13 protein-coding genes are annotated in these 16,724 nt (G+C 54.5%); 5 read left to right on the top strand and 8 right to left on the bottom strand.

Features of this window, described 5'->3' with window-relative positions; genetic code table 11:
* Nucleotides 1–88 precede the first annotated feature (88 nt).
* From ACKXGA_RS10205 to ACKXGA_RS10175, 7 genes are all read right to left on the bottom strand, one after another.
* Nucleotides 89–1,522, bottom strand: a complete 1,434-nt coding sequence (locus tag ACKXGA_RS10205) for a glycoside hydrolase family 1 protein (RefSeq protein ID WP_154277595.1) — start codon at nucleotides 1,520–1,522, stop codon at nucleotides 89–91.
* A 34-nt stretch (nucleotides 1,523–1,556) separates the two neighbouring features.
* Nucleotides 1,557–3,158, bottom strand: a complete 1,602-nt coding sequence (locus ACKXGA_RS10200; protein WP_423729429.1) for a PTS transporter subunit EIIC — start codon at nucleotides 3,156–3,158, stop codon at nucleotides 1,557–1,559.
* A 98-nt stretch (nucleotides 3,159–3,256) separates the two neighbouring features.
* Entirely contained in the window at nucleotides 3,257–4,087 is an 831-nt protein-coding gene (locus ACKXGA_RS10195) for a PRD domain-containing protein (protein WP_223384596.1), read from the bottom strand.
* A 286-nt stretch (nucleotides 4,088–4,373) separates the two neighbouring features.
* Complete coding sequence (locus ACKXGA_RS10190) at nucleotides 4,374–5,723, bottom strand: ATP-grasp domain-containing protein (protein WP_423729428.1); 1,350 nt, start codon at nucleotides 5,721–5,723, stop codon at nucleotides 4,374–4,376.
* Between the two features lie 18 nt (nucleotides 5,724–5,741).
* On the bottom strand, nucleotides 5,742–6,494 hold the full coding sequence (locus ACKXGA_RS10185; RefSeq protein ID WP_156059159.1) for an esterase family protein: 753 nt from the start codon (nucleotides 6,492–6,494) through the stop codon (nucleotides 5,742–5,744).
* An 89-nt stretch (nucleotides 6,495–6,583) separates the two neighbouring features.
* On the bottom strand, nucleotides 6,584–7,351 hold the full coding sequence (locus tag ACKXGA_RS10180) for an alpha/beta hydrolase (RefSeq protein ID WP_423729427.1): 768 nt from the start codon (nucleotides 7,349–7,351) through the stop codon (nucleotides 6,584–6,586).
* A gap of 163 nt (nucleotides 7,352–7,514) precedes the next feature.
* A complete protein-coding gene (locus ACKXGA_RS10175) occupies nucleotides 7,515–8,594 on the bottom strand; it encodes a branched-chain amino acid aminotransferase (RefSeq protein WP_005928914.1) in 1,080 nt (359 codons plus the stop codon).
* A 354-nt stretch (nucleotides 8,595–8,948) separates the two neighbouring features.
* On the opposite strand from ACKXGA_RS10175, the gene ACKXGA_RS10170 reads away from it, so the two are divergent.
* Together ACKXGA_RS10170 and ACKXGA_RS10165 are read left to right on the top strand one after the other, a co-directional pair.
* The gene (locus tag ACKXGA_RS10170) at nucleotides 8,949–9,602 is read left to right on the top strand and encodes an HAD family hydrolase (protein ID WP_423729426.1); all 654 of its coding nucleotides are present in this window, start codon (nucleotides 8,949–8,951) and stop codon (nucleotides 9,600–9,602) included.
* Nucleotides 9,603–9,699: 97 nt separating this feature from the next.
* On the top strand, nucleotides 9,700–10,095 hold the full coding sequence (locus tag ACKXGA_RS10165; RefSeq protein WP_117476608.1) for a NifB/NifX family molybdenum-iron cluster-binding protein: 396 nt from the start codon (nucleotides 9,700–9,702) through the stop codon (nucleotides 10,093–10,095).
* Nucleotides 10,096–10,212: 117 nt separating this feature from the next.
* On the opposite strand, the gene ACKXGA_RS10160 is transcribed toward ACKXGA_RS10165, so the two are convergent.
* Nucleotides 10,213–13,053, bottom strand: coding sequence for a LysR substrate-binding domain-containing protein (locus tag ACKXGA_RS10160; protein WP_423729425.1), 2,841 nt, complete (start codon nucleotides 13,051–13,053; stop codon nucleotides 10,213–10,215).
* A gap of 520 nt (nucleotides 13,054–13,573) precedes the next feature.
* On the opposite strand from ACKXGA_RS10160, the gene ACKXGA_RS10155 reads away from it, so the two are divergent.
* From ACKXGA_RS10155 to ACKXGA_RS10145, 3 genes are read left to right on the top strand one after another with little or no spacing between them, the layout of a single operon-like run.
* Nucleotides 13,574–14,581, top strand: a complete 1,008-nt coding sequence (locus tag ACKXGA_RS10155) for an amidohydrolase family protein (RefSeq protein ID WP_423729424.1) — start codon at nucleotides 13,574–13,576, stop codon at nucleotides 14,579–14,581.
* 12 nt (nucleotides 14,582–14,593) lie between these two features.
* Complete coding sequence (locus ACKXGA_RS10150) at nucleotides 14,594–15,844, top strand: hypothetical protein (RefSeq protein WP_423729423.1); 1,251 nt, start codon at nucleotides 14,594–14,596, stop codon at nucleotides 15,842–15,844.
* Nucleotides 15,845–15,896: 52 nt separating this feature from the next.
* Nucleotides 15,897–16,724: a helix-turn-helix transcriptional regulator gene (locus tag ACKXGA_RS10145; protein ID WP_423729422.1), complete on the top strand. Its 828-nt coding sequence runs from the start codon at nucleotides 15,897–15,899 to the stop codon at nucleotides 16,722–16,724.

The following is a 16,724-nucleotide window of genomic DNA, read 5'->3' as shown; positions in this document are numbered from 1 at the left end:
ACAACAAAGACCCGCCGGGCAGCATACGCCACACAGCGGGTCTGAAAGGAGGAAGTGCCGTTTCAGGGCACCTTATGAGAAGCGTGTGTTACAGGACGATGGGTTTCTCCGGGTCGAGCTCCAGGCTTTCACCGTTGGATTCGATCACGCGGCGGTACCACTCGTAGCTCTTTTTCTTGTAACGTTCCAGCGTACCGGAGCCGTCGCTGTTCAGGTCCACATAGATCATACCGTAGCGCTTTTTGATCTCCGCCGTGGAGCAGGAGATCAGGTCAATGCAGCCCCAGCTGGTATAGCCCATCACGTCCACGCCGTCGTGCAACGCTTCGCTGACCTGCACCAGGTGGTCGTTCATGTAGCGGATGCGGTAATCATCCTCCACCGTAAAGCTGCCGTGGCCGTCCGGCACCAGGGTGTCGTTGGCACCCAGGCCGTTTTCGGCAATGAACAGGGGCTTGTGGTAGCGGCTGTACAGCCGGTTCAGGGTGTAGCGCAGGCCCTTGGGGTCGATCTGCCAGCCCCACTCGCTGACCTTGGAATACGGATTGCGCTTGAGGGTGGGGACCATGTTACTGCCGGTGGGCTCGCCCAGCGAGTGGTCAGCGGCGGCGCAGTTGCTGGAATAGTAGCTGAACGAAACAAAGTCCACAGTGTGGGTCAGGGCTTCGCGGTCCTCATCGCTGATCTCCAGTTGCACGCCCTTTTCCTCAAACACCCGCTTGGCGTAGTAGGGATAGGCACCCAGGGCCTGCACGTCCGAGAACAGGTACACCTCGTTGTCCAGCTCCATCACCTCGATGATGTCATCGGGGTTCGGGGTGAGCGGGTAGATGGTAACGGCCAGGATCATGCTGCCCACCTTGTACTCCGGGTCGATGCTGTGGGCCAGCTGCACAGCCTTGGCGCTGGCCACCAGCTCGTAGTGGATGGCCTGATACAGCTGCTGATTGCTCAGCTGGGCCTTGGGGGTCAGGATGGCACCGCTGACAAAGGGCTGGTGCAAAATGGAGTTGATCTCGTTGAACGTGATCCAGTACTTCACCTTGCCCTTGTACCGCTCAAACAAGACCTGGCAGTATTTCAGGTACAGGTCGATCATGATGCGGTTGCTCCAGCCGTTGTACTTGCGGGCCAGGGCCAGGGGCGTTTCGTAGTGGGAAATGGTGATGAGCGGCTCGATGCCGTACTTGTGGCACTCGTCAATGACATCATCGTAGAACTTCAGGCCCGCCTCGTTGGGCTGTGCTTCCTCGCCGGTGGGGAAAATGCGGCTCCACGCAATGGAAAAGCGGTAGACCTTGAACCCCATGCCCGCAAAGAGCTTGATGTCCTCTTTGTAGCGGTGGTAGTAATCAATGCCTTTCAGCTTGAGGTTGTCGGGGGTCGGCTCCTCGGTGATGACCTTGAAGCCCTTGGGCAGCACATCCTGGATGGACAGGCCCTTGCCATCTTCCAGATAGGCACCCTCGCACTGATTTGCGGCCGTTGCGCCGCCCCAGAGGAAATTTCTCGGGAAATACATACAGGTTCCTCCCTAATGTTGCAGCGTCCGGGGATCAGTTCTTTTTCTCGTCACGGAACAGGACGAACGAGACGATAAAGGCCACCACAAAGGCAATGGCTGCACCGGCGCAGGCATAGTAGAAGTTGGACATGGAGGTATCCAGTCCAATGTAGCTGGGCAGGGTCAGCAGACCGGGAGAGCCGCCGGAGTAGTTCTTGGTGTTCATCAGGCCCATAAAGAAGCCGCCCACGCCGCCGCCAGCCATGGCTGCAATCATGTTGGTGCGGATCTTCATGGTAACGCCGAACAGGACCGGCTCGGTGATGCCGCAGACGGCAGTGATACCGGTGGCGGAGGTCAGCTGCTTGAGTTCGGGGTCCTTGGTCTTGATGGAAACGGCCAGAGCAGCAGCGCCCTGTGCCACGTTGGAGGCCAGCTGGCCCGGATAGATGATGGTATCAAAGCCGATGGTCATACGGTTGTTGATACCAATGGGGGTCAGGGCGTGGTGGGTACCTGTCATGACCAGGAACGGCAGGAACACGCCGACGATGGTGGGCACCAGCCAGGGTGCCAGGGTGCTCAGGCCATTGATCACAGCTGCCAGGGCGTTGGAGACCACATAGCCCACCGGGCCCAGCACACACAGGGTGGCAATGCCGCAGATGAACATGGTCAGCAGCGGAGCGGTAAAGAAGCGGATGGCTTTGGGGGAGATGCGGGTAGCCCAGGGCTCCACCTTGGACATCAGCAGCACGCCCAGGATGATGGGGATCACGGACGAAGAATAGGAGGCGTTATAGATGGGCAGCATGAAGATGGTGATGGCCTCGCCGCTTTCCTTGGAGGCAGCCACCAGGTTCACAAAGCTGGGGTGGATCAAGATGCCACCCAGCATCATGGCCAGGTAGGGGTTGCAGCCCAGCTTTTTCGCCGCCGAGTTAGCCAGCAGGATGGGCAGGAAATAGAACGTGGCATCGCCCATGAAGTTGATGACCTGGTAGGTGCTGGACGTATTGCTGACCAGCTTGAACGCCACCAGGATGGCCAGCACAGCCTTGATCATACCTGCTGCGGTCAGCGGGGGCAGGATGGGGGTAAAGATGCCGGTCAGGGTGTCGATGACGCGGTCGTACCACTTGCCCTTGGGGGCGGGGGCTGCGGCGGCAGGGGCGGTGCCCAGCATCCCGCTGAGCTTCTCGTACACCAGCGTGACCTCGGCACCAATAATCACCTGGTACTGGCCGTTTGCCTGGGCAACGCCCACAACACCGGCCAGGCCCTTGATGGCATCGGTATCGGCTTTTGATTCATCTTTCAGGTTAAAGCGCAGACGGGTGGCACAATGGGTGGCGTTGCTCACATTCTCGGCACCGCCCACCAGGCTGAGGATCTGTTTTGCCAATGCGCCGTAATCTTCTTTTTTTGCCATTTGCAATTCCTCCATGATGGTTTGATCCGGGGTGATCCGGAGCCTGCTGCGCAGAAGCTCTGCGTCAGCCACACCGGGCAGCCCGCGGATCGCGTTGAGGTCGATCACACTGCGGTCCTTTACGGTAACGGACAGACAGCCGCTGCGGAAATCACACAGGCCTATATTTTCTTTTCCGCCGGCCGGAGCAGCCAGCTGCTCCAGGAACTGTTCACGATCCATGGCAGAGGACCTCCCTCTCGGTCAATATCTTCTGAACCGCCCAACGCGCGCCATTGAGCGGATTCATGCAAAAAGGTGGGCAAGGTAGCGGGGCTGGTTCAGGCCTCATGCTTCTCCTGCAAACGGCTGATGTGCAACATAAGGTATACGATCTCCTCATCGTTGCACTGCCAATTCCAAGTGGCTTGGAAATAGTCCGCGATGGCGCGGGCACACTGATACACCTGCGGGTACTCCCGCCGCATCTGAGCCAGCATCCCGCTGATCCGCTCCTCCACCTGCCTGCCGGAGGCAAGCCGCTGGATGAGGTAGCGCAGATGCATGGAAAACCGGGAATACGAAAAGCTCTCTTTGTTGAGCGTAATAGCAAGCTGTTTCTCCACGATGCCGTCCACGTCCGAAAGGGCCTTGAGCGTCATCATCATGGAGTGCATATCGCCCGCTTCCGCCTCGGCGTTGATGAGGTGGAGGGCAATGTTCACCACCTCGCTGTCTGGCAGCTTCAGCCCGGCTTCCCGCGCCAGCAGCTCCCGTGCCTGTTTGGCCAGCTCTGTCTCCTTGGGGTACAGGTGGCGCACATCGTAAGCCAGCGGGGTCGAGATCTCGATGCCCTTGCGCAGCCGCTCCGCCGCAAAGTTCAGGTGGTCGGCCAGGGTAAAGGGCAGGTTTGGGTTCAGCGCACAGTCCAGCTCGATCTCAGCCCGCTCCGTGATCTCGGCGCAGGCCAGCACCAGCGGGCGGGGCAGATCGGCCGCCATGCCAAAATATTTGGGGTTCACGTCGTAAAACGTTCGCTCGATGCGGGAAAGGTCCGTCAGCTCGTAAGGCATTTGGGGGAACCCGACCCCCCGGCCCAGCACCACCAGCTCCTTGCCGTTTCCGTCCAGTGCCAGGGCGGCATTGTTGTTGATCTGTCGGATGATTTTCATACCGTTCTACTCCCTGCATCGAATTTTCGGACAAAAAGAAAAACCCCGAACGCAGCAACTTACACTACTCCCCTTGTTTTGGAAAGGGAATTCGATGCAAGTAGCGCCTCCGAGGAGTAACGTCTTGTTTTTACGAATTTATAATACCAAAGGTTCTTTGCTGTGTCTATTCGCACGATACCCAAAAAAGCGTATTGTTTTTTGTGCACCGTGAAAAAAGTGCAGCAAAAAGCCGCCGGGCAGAGAAATGTCCGGCAGCTCCTGGTTCAAGCTAAATTCTATGCACTTACTTTTTCCGGCTGCGCGTCTTGGTCACAGCCGTGGTGGGCTTCACGGCGGGGGAGAGGTTGGGCTTTTCGGTGAGGGCGGTGGTGGTGGGCTCGCCCAGTGCCAGCACCTCGGCCAGCTCCTTCTGCACCTTGGCGTTGATGGGGTCATTCACGGCCAGAACATCGGAGTAGAACTGCTCCATCTCTTCGCGGGTGGAGAAGGTTGCAACGTACATCTGGTTGCCCATGGCACCGGACAGAGCCTCGGGGATGCGGTCCACCATCCGCATATTCTTCTGGTACTTCTGCATGATCTGCTCATGGCTGTACACAAAGTTCTTGCCATCGCGGCGGCCCGCAAAGGGGCAGTAGTAGTGCTCGCCCACCGGCATATCCGTGCCGCCGAAGGCGATCATATCCGCCCAGATCTTGTACACATTGGTGGAGCGGGCAAAGTTGATCATATCCGGGGTAAAGCCGCCGCAGGGGCGCATATTGACCTCCAGCGCCACGAGCTGGCCCTTTTTGCCCATGCTGGCCTGATCCTCGGTCATGCGGAAGAACTCAAAGTGGACGAATCGGCTCTTCACGCCAAAGCTCTTGACGGCGGCACGTCCGGCGGCGCGGGTATCCTCGGGCAGATCCTTGATGATATAGTAGATGGAGTTATCGTTGTCGTTGACGATGTCCATGATGGACACCGGGCTGACGTTGCCCGCCTCAAAGATGGGGTTGCCGCTGCCGTCGATGATGGCATCGTAGCTGTTGACCTCGGCGCGGACGAACTCCTCCATGATGTAGGCGAGGTCGGGGTGATAGGTGCTCTTGTAGAGCAGGAAGCGCTTCAGCTCCTCATCGCTGGACAGCTTATGGGTATCGGAGGCACCCACACCGTTGTCCGGCTTGACCACCACCGGATAGCCCACCTCGTCGATGAACTTCCTGCAGCTTTCCAGGTCGTCCACCATGTGGTAACGGGCGGTGGCGATGCCGGCCTTCTGGTAATACTCCTTCATCTTGCTCTTGTACTTGATGCGGGGCATATCCTCGGTCTGGAAGCCGGACTTGATGTTGAAGTCCGTGCGCAGGGCCGCATCCCGCTCCAGCCAGTACTCGTTGTTGGACTCCAGCCAGTCGATGCGGCCATACTTGAAGGCAAAGAACGCCACCGCACGGTAGACCTCGTCATAATTCTCCAGACTGCCGACCTTGTAGTATTCGTTCAGGCTGTCTTTCAGCTCCGGCTTCAGCTCATCATAGGGCTGGTCACCGATGCCCAGCACGTTCATGCCGTCGTTTTTCAGCTCCCGGCAGAACTGCCAGTAGTTGGTGGGGAAATTGGGGGAGATAAAGATAAAGTTCTGCATAGCTTGATGATTCCTCTTTTATCCAAGAATATAAGGCATATAATATACGGCCTGCTGATACCACCAATCCCAGTCGTGCTTGACATCATAGCCCCACAGGTCCACCCAGACAGGGATGCCCTTCTGCTCAAAGATCTGCTTGAGCTGCCGGGTGGTATCGGGCTGCTCCCAAGCGCCCTGACCGCAGCAGATAACCGCCTTCCTGCTGCGGTAGAGATCCATATAGGGGTGATCGGTGGGGAAGTTGGCCATGTAATCCACAGGGGAGTTCTGGTAGACCACCTCGTCCATGTAATCGCCAAAGCCGTATTTTGCGGTGTAGATGCCGCTGAGGGCCAGACAACCATCGAAAAGATAGGGGAACCGCAGGTAGAGGTTGACGGCATGGGTCGCGCCCAGACTGCAGCCAAAGGCGATCACGCCGGGGAGGCCGTCCCAGCCGTTGCGCTCCTTGGCGATATACTGGATCTTGGGCACAACTTCCTCCACGATGTAGCGGATCCACTGCTCATAGCGGCGGATCCGCCAGTAGGGGTCGCCGTTGGTGTCGGACCAGGTCTCCTGATCGATGGTGTCGATGGAGATGACCATGATCTGCCCGGATTCGATCCACGGAGCCAGCGTACCGGCCATGTGGAAGTCCTCAAAGTCGAAGAAACGGCCATCCTGACAGGGAATAAAGAGCATGGGGCGGCCTGCGTGGCCGTAGACCTTGCACTCCATCTCCCGGCCCAGTGCGGGGCTGTAATCCTTGAAGTATTGTGTTTCCATCTGGTTTCCCTCCTCTATAAAAAACCTCTCAGGCGCTCCGCGCCTCTCTTACCAGGAGAGGTGGCATCCCGAAGGGATGACGGAGAGGTTCAGTCCAGTTCATACATCAGTGTATGGAACACGAACGGCAGCTGCTTTTCCCAGCTGGCTTCGCTGTGGGTGCCGCCGGGCACCAGGCGGCTGGTCAGGTGGATGCCCCGGACCATGATCTTGCTGCACATCTCGGCAAATTCCCTGCGCATTCCCTCGTGGCTGCCCATCTCCTGGGAACCGTAGTCCATGTAGAGCACCGTGCCGGGCTCCAGCTTTGCGCGGCCCACCAGACCGCTGAGCTTTTCAGGAGACACCCAGATCGACGGCGACAGGGCTGCCGCGCGGCTGAAGGTATCGTTATACTGCAGCAGGGCGTACAGGCTCATCAGGCCGCCCATGGAGCTGCCGCCAATGAACGTGTGCTCCCGGTCCGGCAGGGTGCGGAAATTGCGGTCAATGAAAGGCTTGAACCGGTGGATGAACCAGCTCATGGTCTCCTGCCCTTTGCCGTCAAAGTGGCCATAGGTCGGGTCATCAAAGCGGTAGGGCGAATACTCCACAAGGCGCTCGTTGTTGGGGCCTGCATTGCACTCCACTGCCGCCACGATGAGGGGGGTGTCGGTGTAGTCCAGATAATCCGCCACGCCCCAGCTCTTGCCGTAGGTGGCATCCGCATCAAAGAACACATTCTGGCCATCGAACATATACAGCACCGGATACCGGCGCTCCGGGTCGGCTTCGTACATGGTGGGCAGGTAGACATACGCCCGGCGCTGCTCCACACCGTTCACCGCAGGATAGCTGACGCTCCATTTTTTGACCATATTCCAGTTCCCTCTCGTTTCTGTTTTTTCTGCACATAGTCTAGCACTGTGCAGGCGGAAAAGCAATCGGGAGACAAAACCATGATACGGCAAACGCCGCCCGGCGGCATTTCCACCCGGCGGCGTTTGCAAAAATTCTGAACAGAGAGAAATGCGGGAAGGATCAGTACTTTTTCTCAACCGGAACGATCCAGCCCTTGGTATCGGGGATCTTGCCCCACTGCATCCCGGTCATGGTATCGTACAGCTTCTGGGTCACAGGGCCGATCTTGCCATCGCCAATGTAGGCGTGCTCGCCCTTCCAGACCAGCTCCTTGACAGGGGAGACGACTGCGGCGGTACCAGTGCCGAAGACCTCCTCCAGCTTGCCCTCGCGGGCGGCCTGCATGATGTCCGCAATGGCCAGCTTGCCCTCGATGACATCATAGCCCCAATCCTTCAGCAGCTCGATGCAGCTGCGGCGGGTAACGCCGGGCAGAACGGTGCCGACGGTTGCAGCGGTGTAGACCTTGCCGTCGATCTTGAACATGATGTTCATGCTGCCGACTTCCTCAACGTACTTCTTCTCCACGCCGTCCAGCCACAGCACCTGTGCGTAGCCCTGCTCCTCGGCCAGCTCACCGGCCTTGATGGAAGCAGCATAGTTGCCGCCGCACTTGGTGAAGCCGGTCAGGCCGGGAGCGGCACGGATGTATTCATCCTCAACGTAGATGCGGACGGGGTTGATGCCCTCGGCGTAGTAAGCGCCGGAGGGAGCACAGATGATGCAGAAGATATAGTGCTTGGAAGCGTGCACGCCCAGACCCACATCGTTTGCAAAAATGAAGGGACGGATGTACAGGGAAGCGCCATCGGTATGGGGCACCCAGTCGCGCTCCACATCCACCAGAGCCTCAACAGCCTGCACAAAATCCTCTTCCGGGATCTTGGGGATGCACAGACGGTCGGCGGAATCCTGGAAACGCTTTGCGTTGCAATCAGGGCGGAACAGCTGAATGGTGTCATCCGCGGTGCGGTAAGCCTTCATACCCTCAAAGATCTCCTGCGCATAGTGGAACACCACCGTGGCCGGGTCCAGCGGGAAGGGTGCATAGGGGACGATGCGGGCATCGTGCCAGCCCTCGCCCTCGGTATAATCCATCACAAACATGTGGTCGGTAAATTTCTTGCCGAAGCCCAGCTTGGTCTCGTCCTGAGGCTTCTCCTTGGGAGAAGTGGTACGAGTGATCTTGATATCCAACATGATATATTTCCCTCTTTTCTGATCTCACACAGCAGATTTTGCGCGGCACGCGCCCGCACCTGAAATGCCGAATGTTGTTTTCTATTATAGTAGTATGAGCCGGATTTGCAAGGAAACGCAAAATCTTTCATGTTTGGGGGCTGTAAGTTGTCGCAAATTGTGATAGAATGAAACCATAAGCCCTCTCAGTCAACGCCGATGGCGTTGCCAGCTCCCCCAAAGGGGGAGCCCATTGCGGCTTTTAGATTTTGGTTTTGCGAAAACCTTTCCCAAGAGGCAGAACAGCCTCTCCCTTCGGGAGAGGTGGCATTGCGAAGCAATGACGGAGAGGGTTATAATAAAAGGAGTTCTACCATGATCAACGGCGTAATTTTTGATATGGACGGCCTGATGTTCGACACCGAGCGGATGTGGGCCACGTTCTGGGAACCTGCGCTGGCGGCGCTGGGTCTGGAGTACAAGGAGGGCCTTGCCGAGGCCGAGCGCGGCACGGCGGGCGAAACCTCCCGTAACATCGTGCGGCAGTTCTACGGAGAGGACTGCGATGCCAACGCCATCATCGACAGCCTGCACCGGGTGGCCGATGAGGAGTTCCAGAAACCGGTGCCCAAAAAGCCGGGGCTGGACGAGCTGCTGGCCTGGCTGGATGCCAACCACATCCCCATGGCGGTGGCCTCCTCCAGCCGGGTCCATGTCATCGAGGGCAACCTGAACAACTGGGGGCTGACCCACTACTTCAAGGCGCTGGTATCCGGCCAGCAGGTCAAGCACTCCAAGCCCGACCCGGAGATCTTCCTGCTGGCGGCGGAAAAGCTGGGCACCGACCCCGCCCGCACGCTGGTGCTGGAGGACAGCTACAACGGTGTCCGCGCCGGTGCCGCCGGGGGCTTTGTCACCGTCATGGTGCCCGATCTGCTCCCCGCCGACGATGAGATGCGCGGCCTGTATACCATGGAATGCACCAGCCTGAACGAGGTGCTGGACAAACTGAAAACGGGAGAACTGTAATTGAGGGAAAGCTCCGAAAAAGAGTTCCCTGTTCCGGGGTTTTATTGTCTCCTGTGTTATGTTATAATAAAAGAAAAGAAAAAAGGAGACATCCTCCATGAAAATCGCAGTTCCTTATGAAAACGGTATGGTATTCCAGCACTTCGGCCACACGGCAGAGTTCAAGTTCTACGAGGTCGAAAACGGACAGGTGACGGCCAGCGAGGTCGTTTCCACCAACGGGCAGGGCCACGGTGCACTGGTGGGCTTTCTGGCCCAGCACAATGCCAATGTGGTGTTCTGCGGCGGCATCGGCCCCGGGGCACAGAACGCCCTTGCACAGGCAGGCATCCAGCTGTTCGGCGGGATCAGCGGCCCGGCAGACGCGGCAGTAGCAGATTATCTGGCCGGGAAGCTCCGCTTTGACCCCAATGCCCATTGTGACCACCACGACCACGGCGAGGGCCACCATTGCGGTGAACATCATTGCGGCGGGCACTCCTGCGGCCAGTAACCCATAACATCACAAAACCCCGGAGCGATGCATCACAGCAAACGCTCCGGGGTTATTTTATGCCTTAGAAGAACCGGCAGAAGCCGGGGCAGTACCGTGAGTGCCCGGCCTCATCTTTTATTGAGACACAAAAGAGATGCTCTCGGTCTGCTTCGATGCGGCCGGGCGGGGCGGGTCTGCCTTGGTCAGCATCTGCTGGAATTTCCGCGCCGCCGTGTTCAACGGGCGGTGGCGGTCGTAAACAAGGCAGATGGAACGGGTCGGGATGATCTCCTGCAGGTGGAGCTGCACCAGCTCGCCCCGCTCCAGAGCTTCCTTCGCCATGGGTTCCGGAACAAAGGCAAGCCCCAGCTCGCTTTTGACCAGCGTGAGCATCTGGTCGGTGGTGGCGGCTTCCGTATCCGGCTTGAGGACCGCGCCATGATCCAGGAAGAACTGCCGATACAGGCTGCGGGTCACGCTCTCGTCGCTGAGGGAGATGAGGGGATAGCTGCGCAGCTCTTTCAGGGTCAGGCTCTGACTTGCCAGCGCGGTGAAGGTCCTGCCACCCACCAGCACCTCGTAAAACGGCTTCAGCTCCACCATTTTCAACCCCGACTCGATCTCCGCCGGGGTGCTCACAATGGCAAAATCCACCTCACCGTTCTTCACGGCCAGCACCGCCTGCGGGGTGGAGTGGTTCGAGATGCGCAGCCGGATGCCGGGATATTCGGTGTGGAAATCCCGCAGCTTTTTGGAAAGATAAATGTTGAGCGCCGTCTCGGTGGCGCTGATGCTGATGGTTCCGTGCTCCAGCGTGGCACTGGCGCTCAGCTCCTCCTCGGCATCCTGGATCTGCACCGCCGCCGAAGCAATGCGGGAGTAGAGCATCTCGCCTTCCGGTGTCAGGGTCACACCCCGGTTGGAGCGGATGAACAGCACGCAGTTCAGCTGGCTTTCCAGTCGGTTCATCGAGTGGGTGATGTTGGGCTGGTTGTTGCCCAGAACCCGCGCGGCCTTGGTAAAGTTCTGATACTTCGCCACATAATAGAAGATCTTGTAATACTCCCAATCCACATACATGATATGCCTGCCTCCTCCATGTAAAAATCGCATTGCTGCCTTGTGCAGAATACTTTTTGCACATTCTATTCCTGCCCGTATCATAACAACTGCAATCGAAAATTGCAAGAGGAAATTGAAAAATAATACACCTATCAGGACGAGCACGGCAAGAGCTGCGACAAATGGGAGAGCTTTCCCACCAACGAGGAGGCGGTAAAACGTCAGAGGCAGATCGAACATGCCGACCCGGAAATGAAGGCAAAGCTGCGCCTGGCTCTGCTCACCTGATGCAAAAAAGGGCACTGATTGCAATGCAATACAGCGCCCTACATAATCGGACACGGAAAACACCGACCGTGCAAAAACCGTGCAGAAACCGTGCAGCCGTGGCTTACAAAACAAAAAAGCCATGAAATCTTTCGATTTCACGGCATTTTTTGGTGCAGGAATGCAATCCAAATCCGAACCATTTCTCTTTGATGTTGCTTCTGCAACATTTTCAAACGTGATGGTCTGTGTACCTTCTTTATAGTTGAAGGTTATCAAAACCTTATCATCATACAGGTAAATCGCATTGATGAACGTATCCACCAACGCTTGCCGCTGGTCTTTCAGGCGCATATCCAGCTTGCGGAAACGCAGCAGCCAGAACCGGATGAACTCTTCGGTTACTTTCGGCTTTGCCAGCTTTTCCTCTGCAATGCGGGCTTCAAGCTCCCGCTTGGTTTCTTCGAGTTGCTCCAATCGCTCCTTGGTGGAACTGGTCAGGATGCCCGCCTGAATCGCATTGAGCATATTCTGGATACCCGATTCCGCATCCCGGAGCTGCTTTTCATAGAGGGGAAGGTTGGTGTTCTCCCGGTCTTGCAGCTCCATGACCTTAGCGATAATGGATTCCATGGCGGCATCATCCCGGACAAGCTGCATCGTCTGGTTCACTACCAGATCTTCCAGCCACTGTTTGCGGACGGTCTTTTTCTTACAGCCCTTGTGCTTTTTTGCGGTAGCACATTTATAATAACGATGAACTTCGCCCGTCCGGCTCGTACCGCTTTCGCCAAACATCAGCGCACCGCAGTAACCGCAGTGCAGCTTGGTGGTCAGCAGGTAATCATCCTCTGCCTTTCTCCGGGCAGGGGCTTTCTTGTTTTTCAACATCTTCTTCTGCACATCGTCGAAAAGTTCCACCGACACGATAGGCGGAATCGCATCGGGAATCAGGATGTCACGGTATTTCAGTTCTCCGATGTAGCGGCGGTTGCTCAGCATATGTTGGATGGTATTGAAAGTCATCGGCCCGCCACGCTTGTTTTTGATGCCCTTTTCATTGAGCCAGTCCCGAATTTCCCGCATGGTCTGACCATCGTTATACCGCTGAAACGTCTCAGCTACAAACGGCGCAGTCATCGGATCAATCTCAAAATGGCGGTCTGCATTGATGGTATATCCAAAGGGGATAGCACCGCCGGTAAACTTGCCCTTGAGGGCATTTTCCGTCATGCCGCGAATGACCTTTTCCGAAAGGTCAGCGGAGTAGTATTCTGCATAGCCCTCCAGCACTGATTCCAGAATGATACCCTCTGGCCCTTCTGAGATGATCTCAGTGGCCGAGACAAGCTTGACACTATTCTTCTTCAGCTGAGTTTTATACCGGGCACTATCGTAGCGGTTCCGGGCAAAGCGGTCAAGCTTCCAGACCAGTACAATGTCAAACAGCTTCTTGTCGCTGTCCTTTATCATCTGCTGGAACTCCGGGCGGTTGTCCGTTTTTGCAGAGATTGCCCGGTCAATATAGTGTTTGACCACCGTAAGGTCGTTCTTCTCCGCATAGGCGGTGCATTCCCGGATCTGGCCCTCGATGGATTCTTCGCGCTGGTTGTCACTGGAATAGCGGGCATAGATCACGGCGGTCATGGCAAGCACCTCACTTTATACATCATTCAAAGCATTGTTTCGTATAATGTATATACCACAGATTTATAGATTTGTAAAGACTTACATTCGAGAGCGGATTCAGCTCAGCACACTTTCTGGGATACAAAAGCCTTCCATAAAACAGGAAAGTCCAAAAATCGCGCAGAAAATGTAAAACAGTTTTGTCCCAGTATTAAATCCCTTTCCAAAGTAAAAAGTAAAGATGGACAAAATTTTAACGGTGGATTTGGTCAACTATTCTAAAACTCAGGATAACGGTCGGCTTTTTCATACATGCCATTGGATATTGTGTGCAAAAAGAACGTTCCTTCATTGAGCATTGTGAACAATAAAAATAGAGCAACACAGAGGATACAGTTTTGTGCAAATCCATGTCATAATAATCAGAGAAAAAGAGAAGTCGTTCATGATAAGATTGGTGTGTCAGAACAAAGATTCTGCTATCCGGAGAGCAGAGCCTTTGAAAACAGGATATTCCAATTTATGAAAGGAAAGCACTATGAAGTCGATTGACGTATTTTGCCATCTGATGCCGCCTGAATATGCGAAGATCTGTATGGCAGAAGCTCCCAACAAATCGCATATGTTTGTCCGTGCACTGAAAGTCCCTTCCATGTCCAACATGGAAAGTCGGAATGAGGTGCTGAAAGAATTCCCCGGTTACAAGCAGATTCCCAACATCGTGTCGCCTCCGGTTGAAACTTTTGCTGGACCGGACAAGTCCCCCAGGCTGGCAGCAATCGGCAATGATGAAATCAAAAAAATCGTCGAGGCTAACCCGGAATTCTACGAAGGCTTCATCGCTGGAATCCCGTTCAATAACGTGCAGGCATCGGTTGAAGAAATCAAGCGTGTCAAAGATATGGGTGCAAAGGGCATTCAGATTTACACTCATATGAATGGGGAAGCCATTGACACAGAAAAATATTGGCCGATTTATGAAGCCTGTGAAAAGTACGATTTGCCGATCCTTATTCACCCGGTGGGTGGTCAGATGGTTCCGGAGTTTCCGACGGAAGAACGTTCTAAATATGAGCTGTGGTTCACAATTGGCTGGCCCTATCAGACCACGGTTGCCATGATGCGTCTGGCATTCTCTGGAATTTTTGAGGACTTTCCCAACATTAAAATCGTGACCCATCATGTTGGTGCAATGATTCCTATGCTCGAAGGTCGTATTGAAAATGGTCTGAAGATGTATGGCGGACGCACTGCGCCTGAGCTGAGGGATGAGCTGACCCGCACAAAAATGAAGGGTGCGCCCATTGATACGATTCGTAAGTTTTATGCGGACACTGCTTCCTTTGGCTCCACATCTGCCATTCGAGCTGGTATTGATTTCTTTGGTGTGGATCATATCGTGTTCGCTACCGACATGCCTTTTGACCCGGAACAGGGTCCCGGTTACATTGACCGTACCTTGAAGTGCATTGACGAACTGAATCTGAACGATGCAGACAAAGCGGCAATTCTGCATGGTAATGCACAACGGTTATTCCATGTGTGAGGAGGAATAAATATGGCAACGTTGATTTCGGTTCTTACAAATCAATTCTTTCTGATCTTTTTGGCGATTGCGCTCGGTTTGGCACTGGGCAAAATCAAAATCGGAAATTTTTCTCTTGGCGTTTCCGGCGGCATCTTTTCTGGTATCGTGATTGGCTTCATCGCTCAGACTTGGGCAAAGGGTGTACAGGAGGGCGAACTTGGCTACTCCAGTGCAACGAGTGTGCTTAAGACTGGTGTTGTCAGCAATCTGTTCTTTACATTCTTTCTGATGCTGTTCCTTGTCTCCATCGGCATGAAGGTGGGCAGCGGAATTGGTGCAATCTTCAAAAAATATGGCATCAAATTTGTTATCATCGGTGCGATGATCCCTGTTATTTCGATGATCGTCTCGCTGGTTGCGTATCATTTCGTTCTGAAGGGAAGTCCTTCTGTTACTGAATTTGAAACCATCGGTATGTTTGCCGGTGCTATGACTTCCACACCCGCTTACGGCACAGCACTGGATGCAGCTGGCCATGTTGTTTCCGGAGAAGCACTGGAAGCAGCCTCGTCTGCAATCAGTCTTGGGTATACCGTTGCATTCCCAATCGGCGTTCTGGTAATCGTTATTATGATCTCTTTTCTGCCAAAGCTCTTCGGCATTGATGTGGCCGCTGAGAAAGCCGCATACGAGCTGGAGCTGCAGTCAGATGTCTCGAACGAGAAAAAGCTGAAAGACGGTCCTCTGGATTTCATGGTTCTTGCCTTTGTCGCAGCGATCGGTATTCTCATCGGCAACATCAAAATCCCTCTTGGCAGTTTTGGAGAGTTTTCTCTTGGTGCTGCGGGCGGTATTCTGGTCTCTGCGCTTGTGTTCAGCTATATTGGCAAAATCGGTCCTGTCAACTTCCGTATGGATCAGAAAGCACTCGGTACGCTGTATCAGACTGGCCTGACATTCTTTATGTCAGTTGTTGGTCTGCGCTACGGTTACGATGTGGTCAATTCCCTGATGGGTTCGGGTCTGCAGTTGGCAATCGTTGCAATCTTTGTGGAAGCAATCGCGGTGCTCATTGCTTTCATCATTGGTCACAAGGTCTTTAAGATCAACTGGATCATTCTTAGCGGTGCGATTGCTGGCGGCTGTACTTCTGCACCGGGACTGGGTGCTGCAATCAGTGCCACTGGCTCCGAGGAACCCACCGCAGGTTACGGCGCAGCACAGCCTTTTGCGATTCTGGCAAATGTTTTGCTCGCCACATTGTTCTTTAATATTGTATAATAGACTTAACCGCAGACAGAAAGAGAAACTGCAACGTTAAGGAGAAATACTTATGGAAGATGTCCGGATTGAACACAGATATAACGCGTCTCATTTCAAACTCGATAACCATTATGAGAATGTCTACCAGATGCTGCTTATTACAAATGGTCGCATCCGCTATCGGGTAGGGAACAAAACCTACGAGACTGGTCGCGGCGGTGTGATTGTATTGAACACACTGGAAGAGCATGAGCTGGAGGTGTTGGAGTATCCCTATGAGCGCTACCTGATCCGTGTTCAGCCGGACTTTTTCCAGAATGAAGTAAAATATCCGGAAGTGATTGCAGCGTTTATCAAGAGGCCTCCTAATTTCTCTCATCTTCTCACGGTGTCGGAGCCGATCTGGAATTATCTGTACGATATCGTTCTGGAAATGGAACGAGAGTACAACAACAAGAAAAAATACTGGGAACTTTATGTAGGAGCCGATTTGCGCCGGATATTCATAATAATCTACCGTGAATGTGCAGATATCATGGCAATGAAAGTCGGACACAGCGTTACAGTGGCATATAACATTATGAATTACATCAACCATCATTTTACTGAGGAAATCACGGTTGATAAAATTGCCGCAGAGCTATTTCTGAACAAAAACTACATTGCTCATGTGTTCAAGGATGAAACCGGTCACACGCTGATCGGATATGCGATCCTTCTGCGCATCAACCGTGCAAAGATACTTCTGACGAAAACAGACAAAAGTATCACGCAGATTGCCGCAGAATGTGGATACGATGATTTTACCTATTTTTCCCGGCAGTTCAAGAAATCCACCAACATGACACCCAGAGATTACCGCAAAGAGTACGCAGATCATGGTGAAGCTGAAGAATAA

Origin of the sequence: Faecalibacterium hominis (ex Afrizal et al. 2022) (assembly GCF_049545105.1) — a bacterium.
Classification (GTDB): Bacteria; Bacillota; Clostridia; order Oscillospirales; family Ruminococcaceae; genus Faecalibacterium; species Faecalibacterium duncaniae.
Note: the sequence above shows the minus strand (reverse complement) of the source record. Positions and strands in the feature narration are given on the sequence as shown.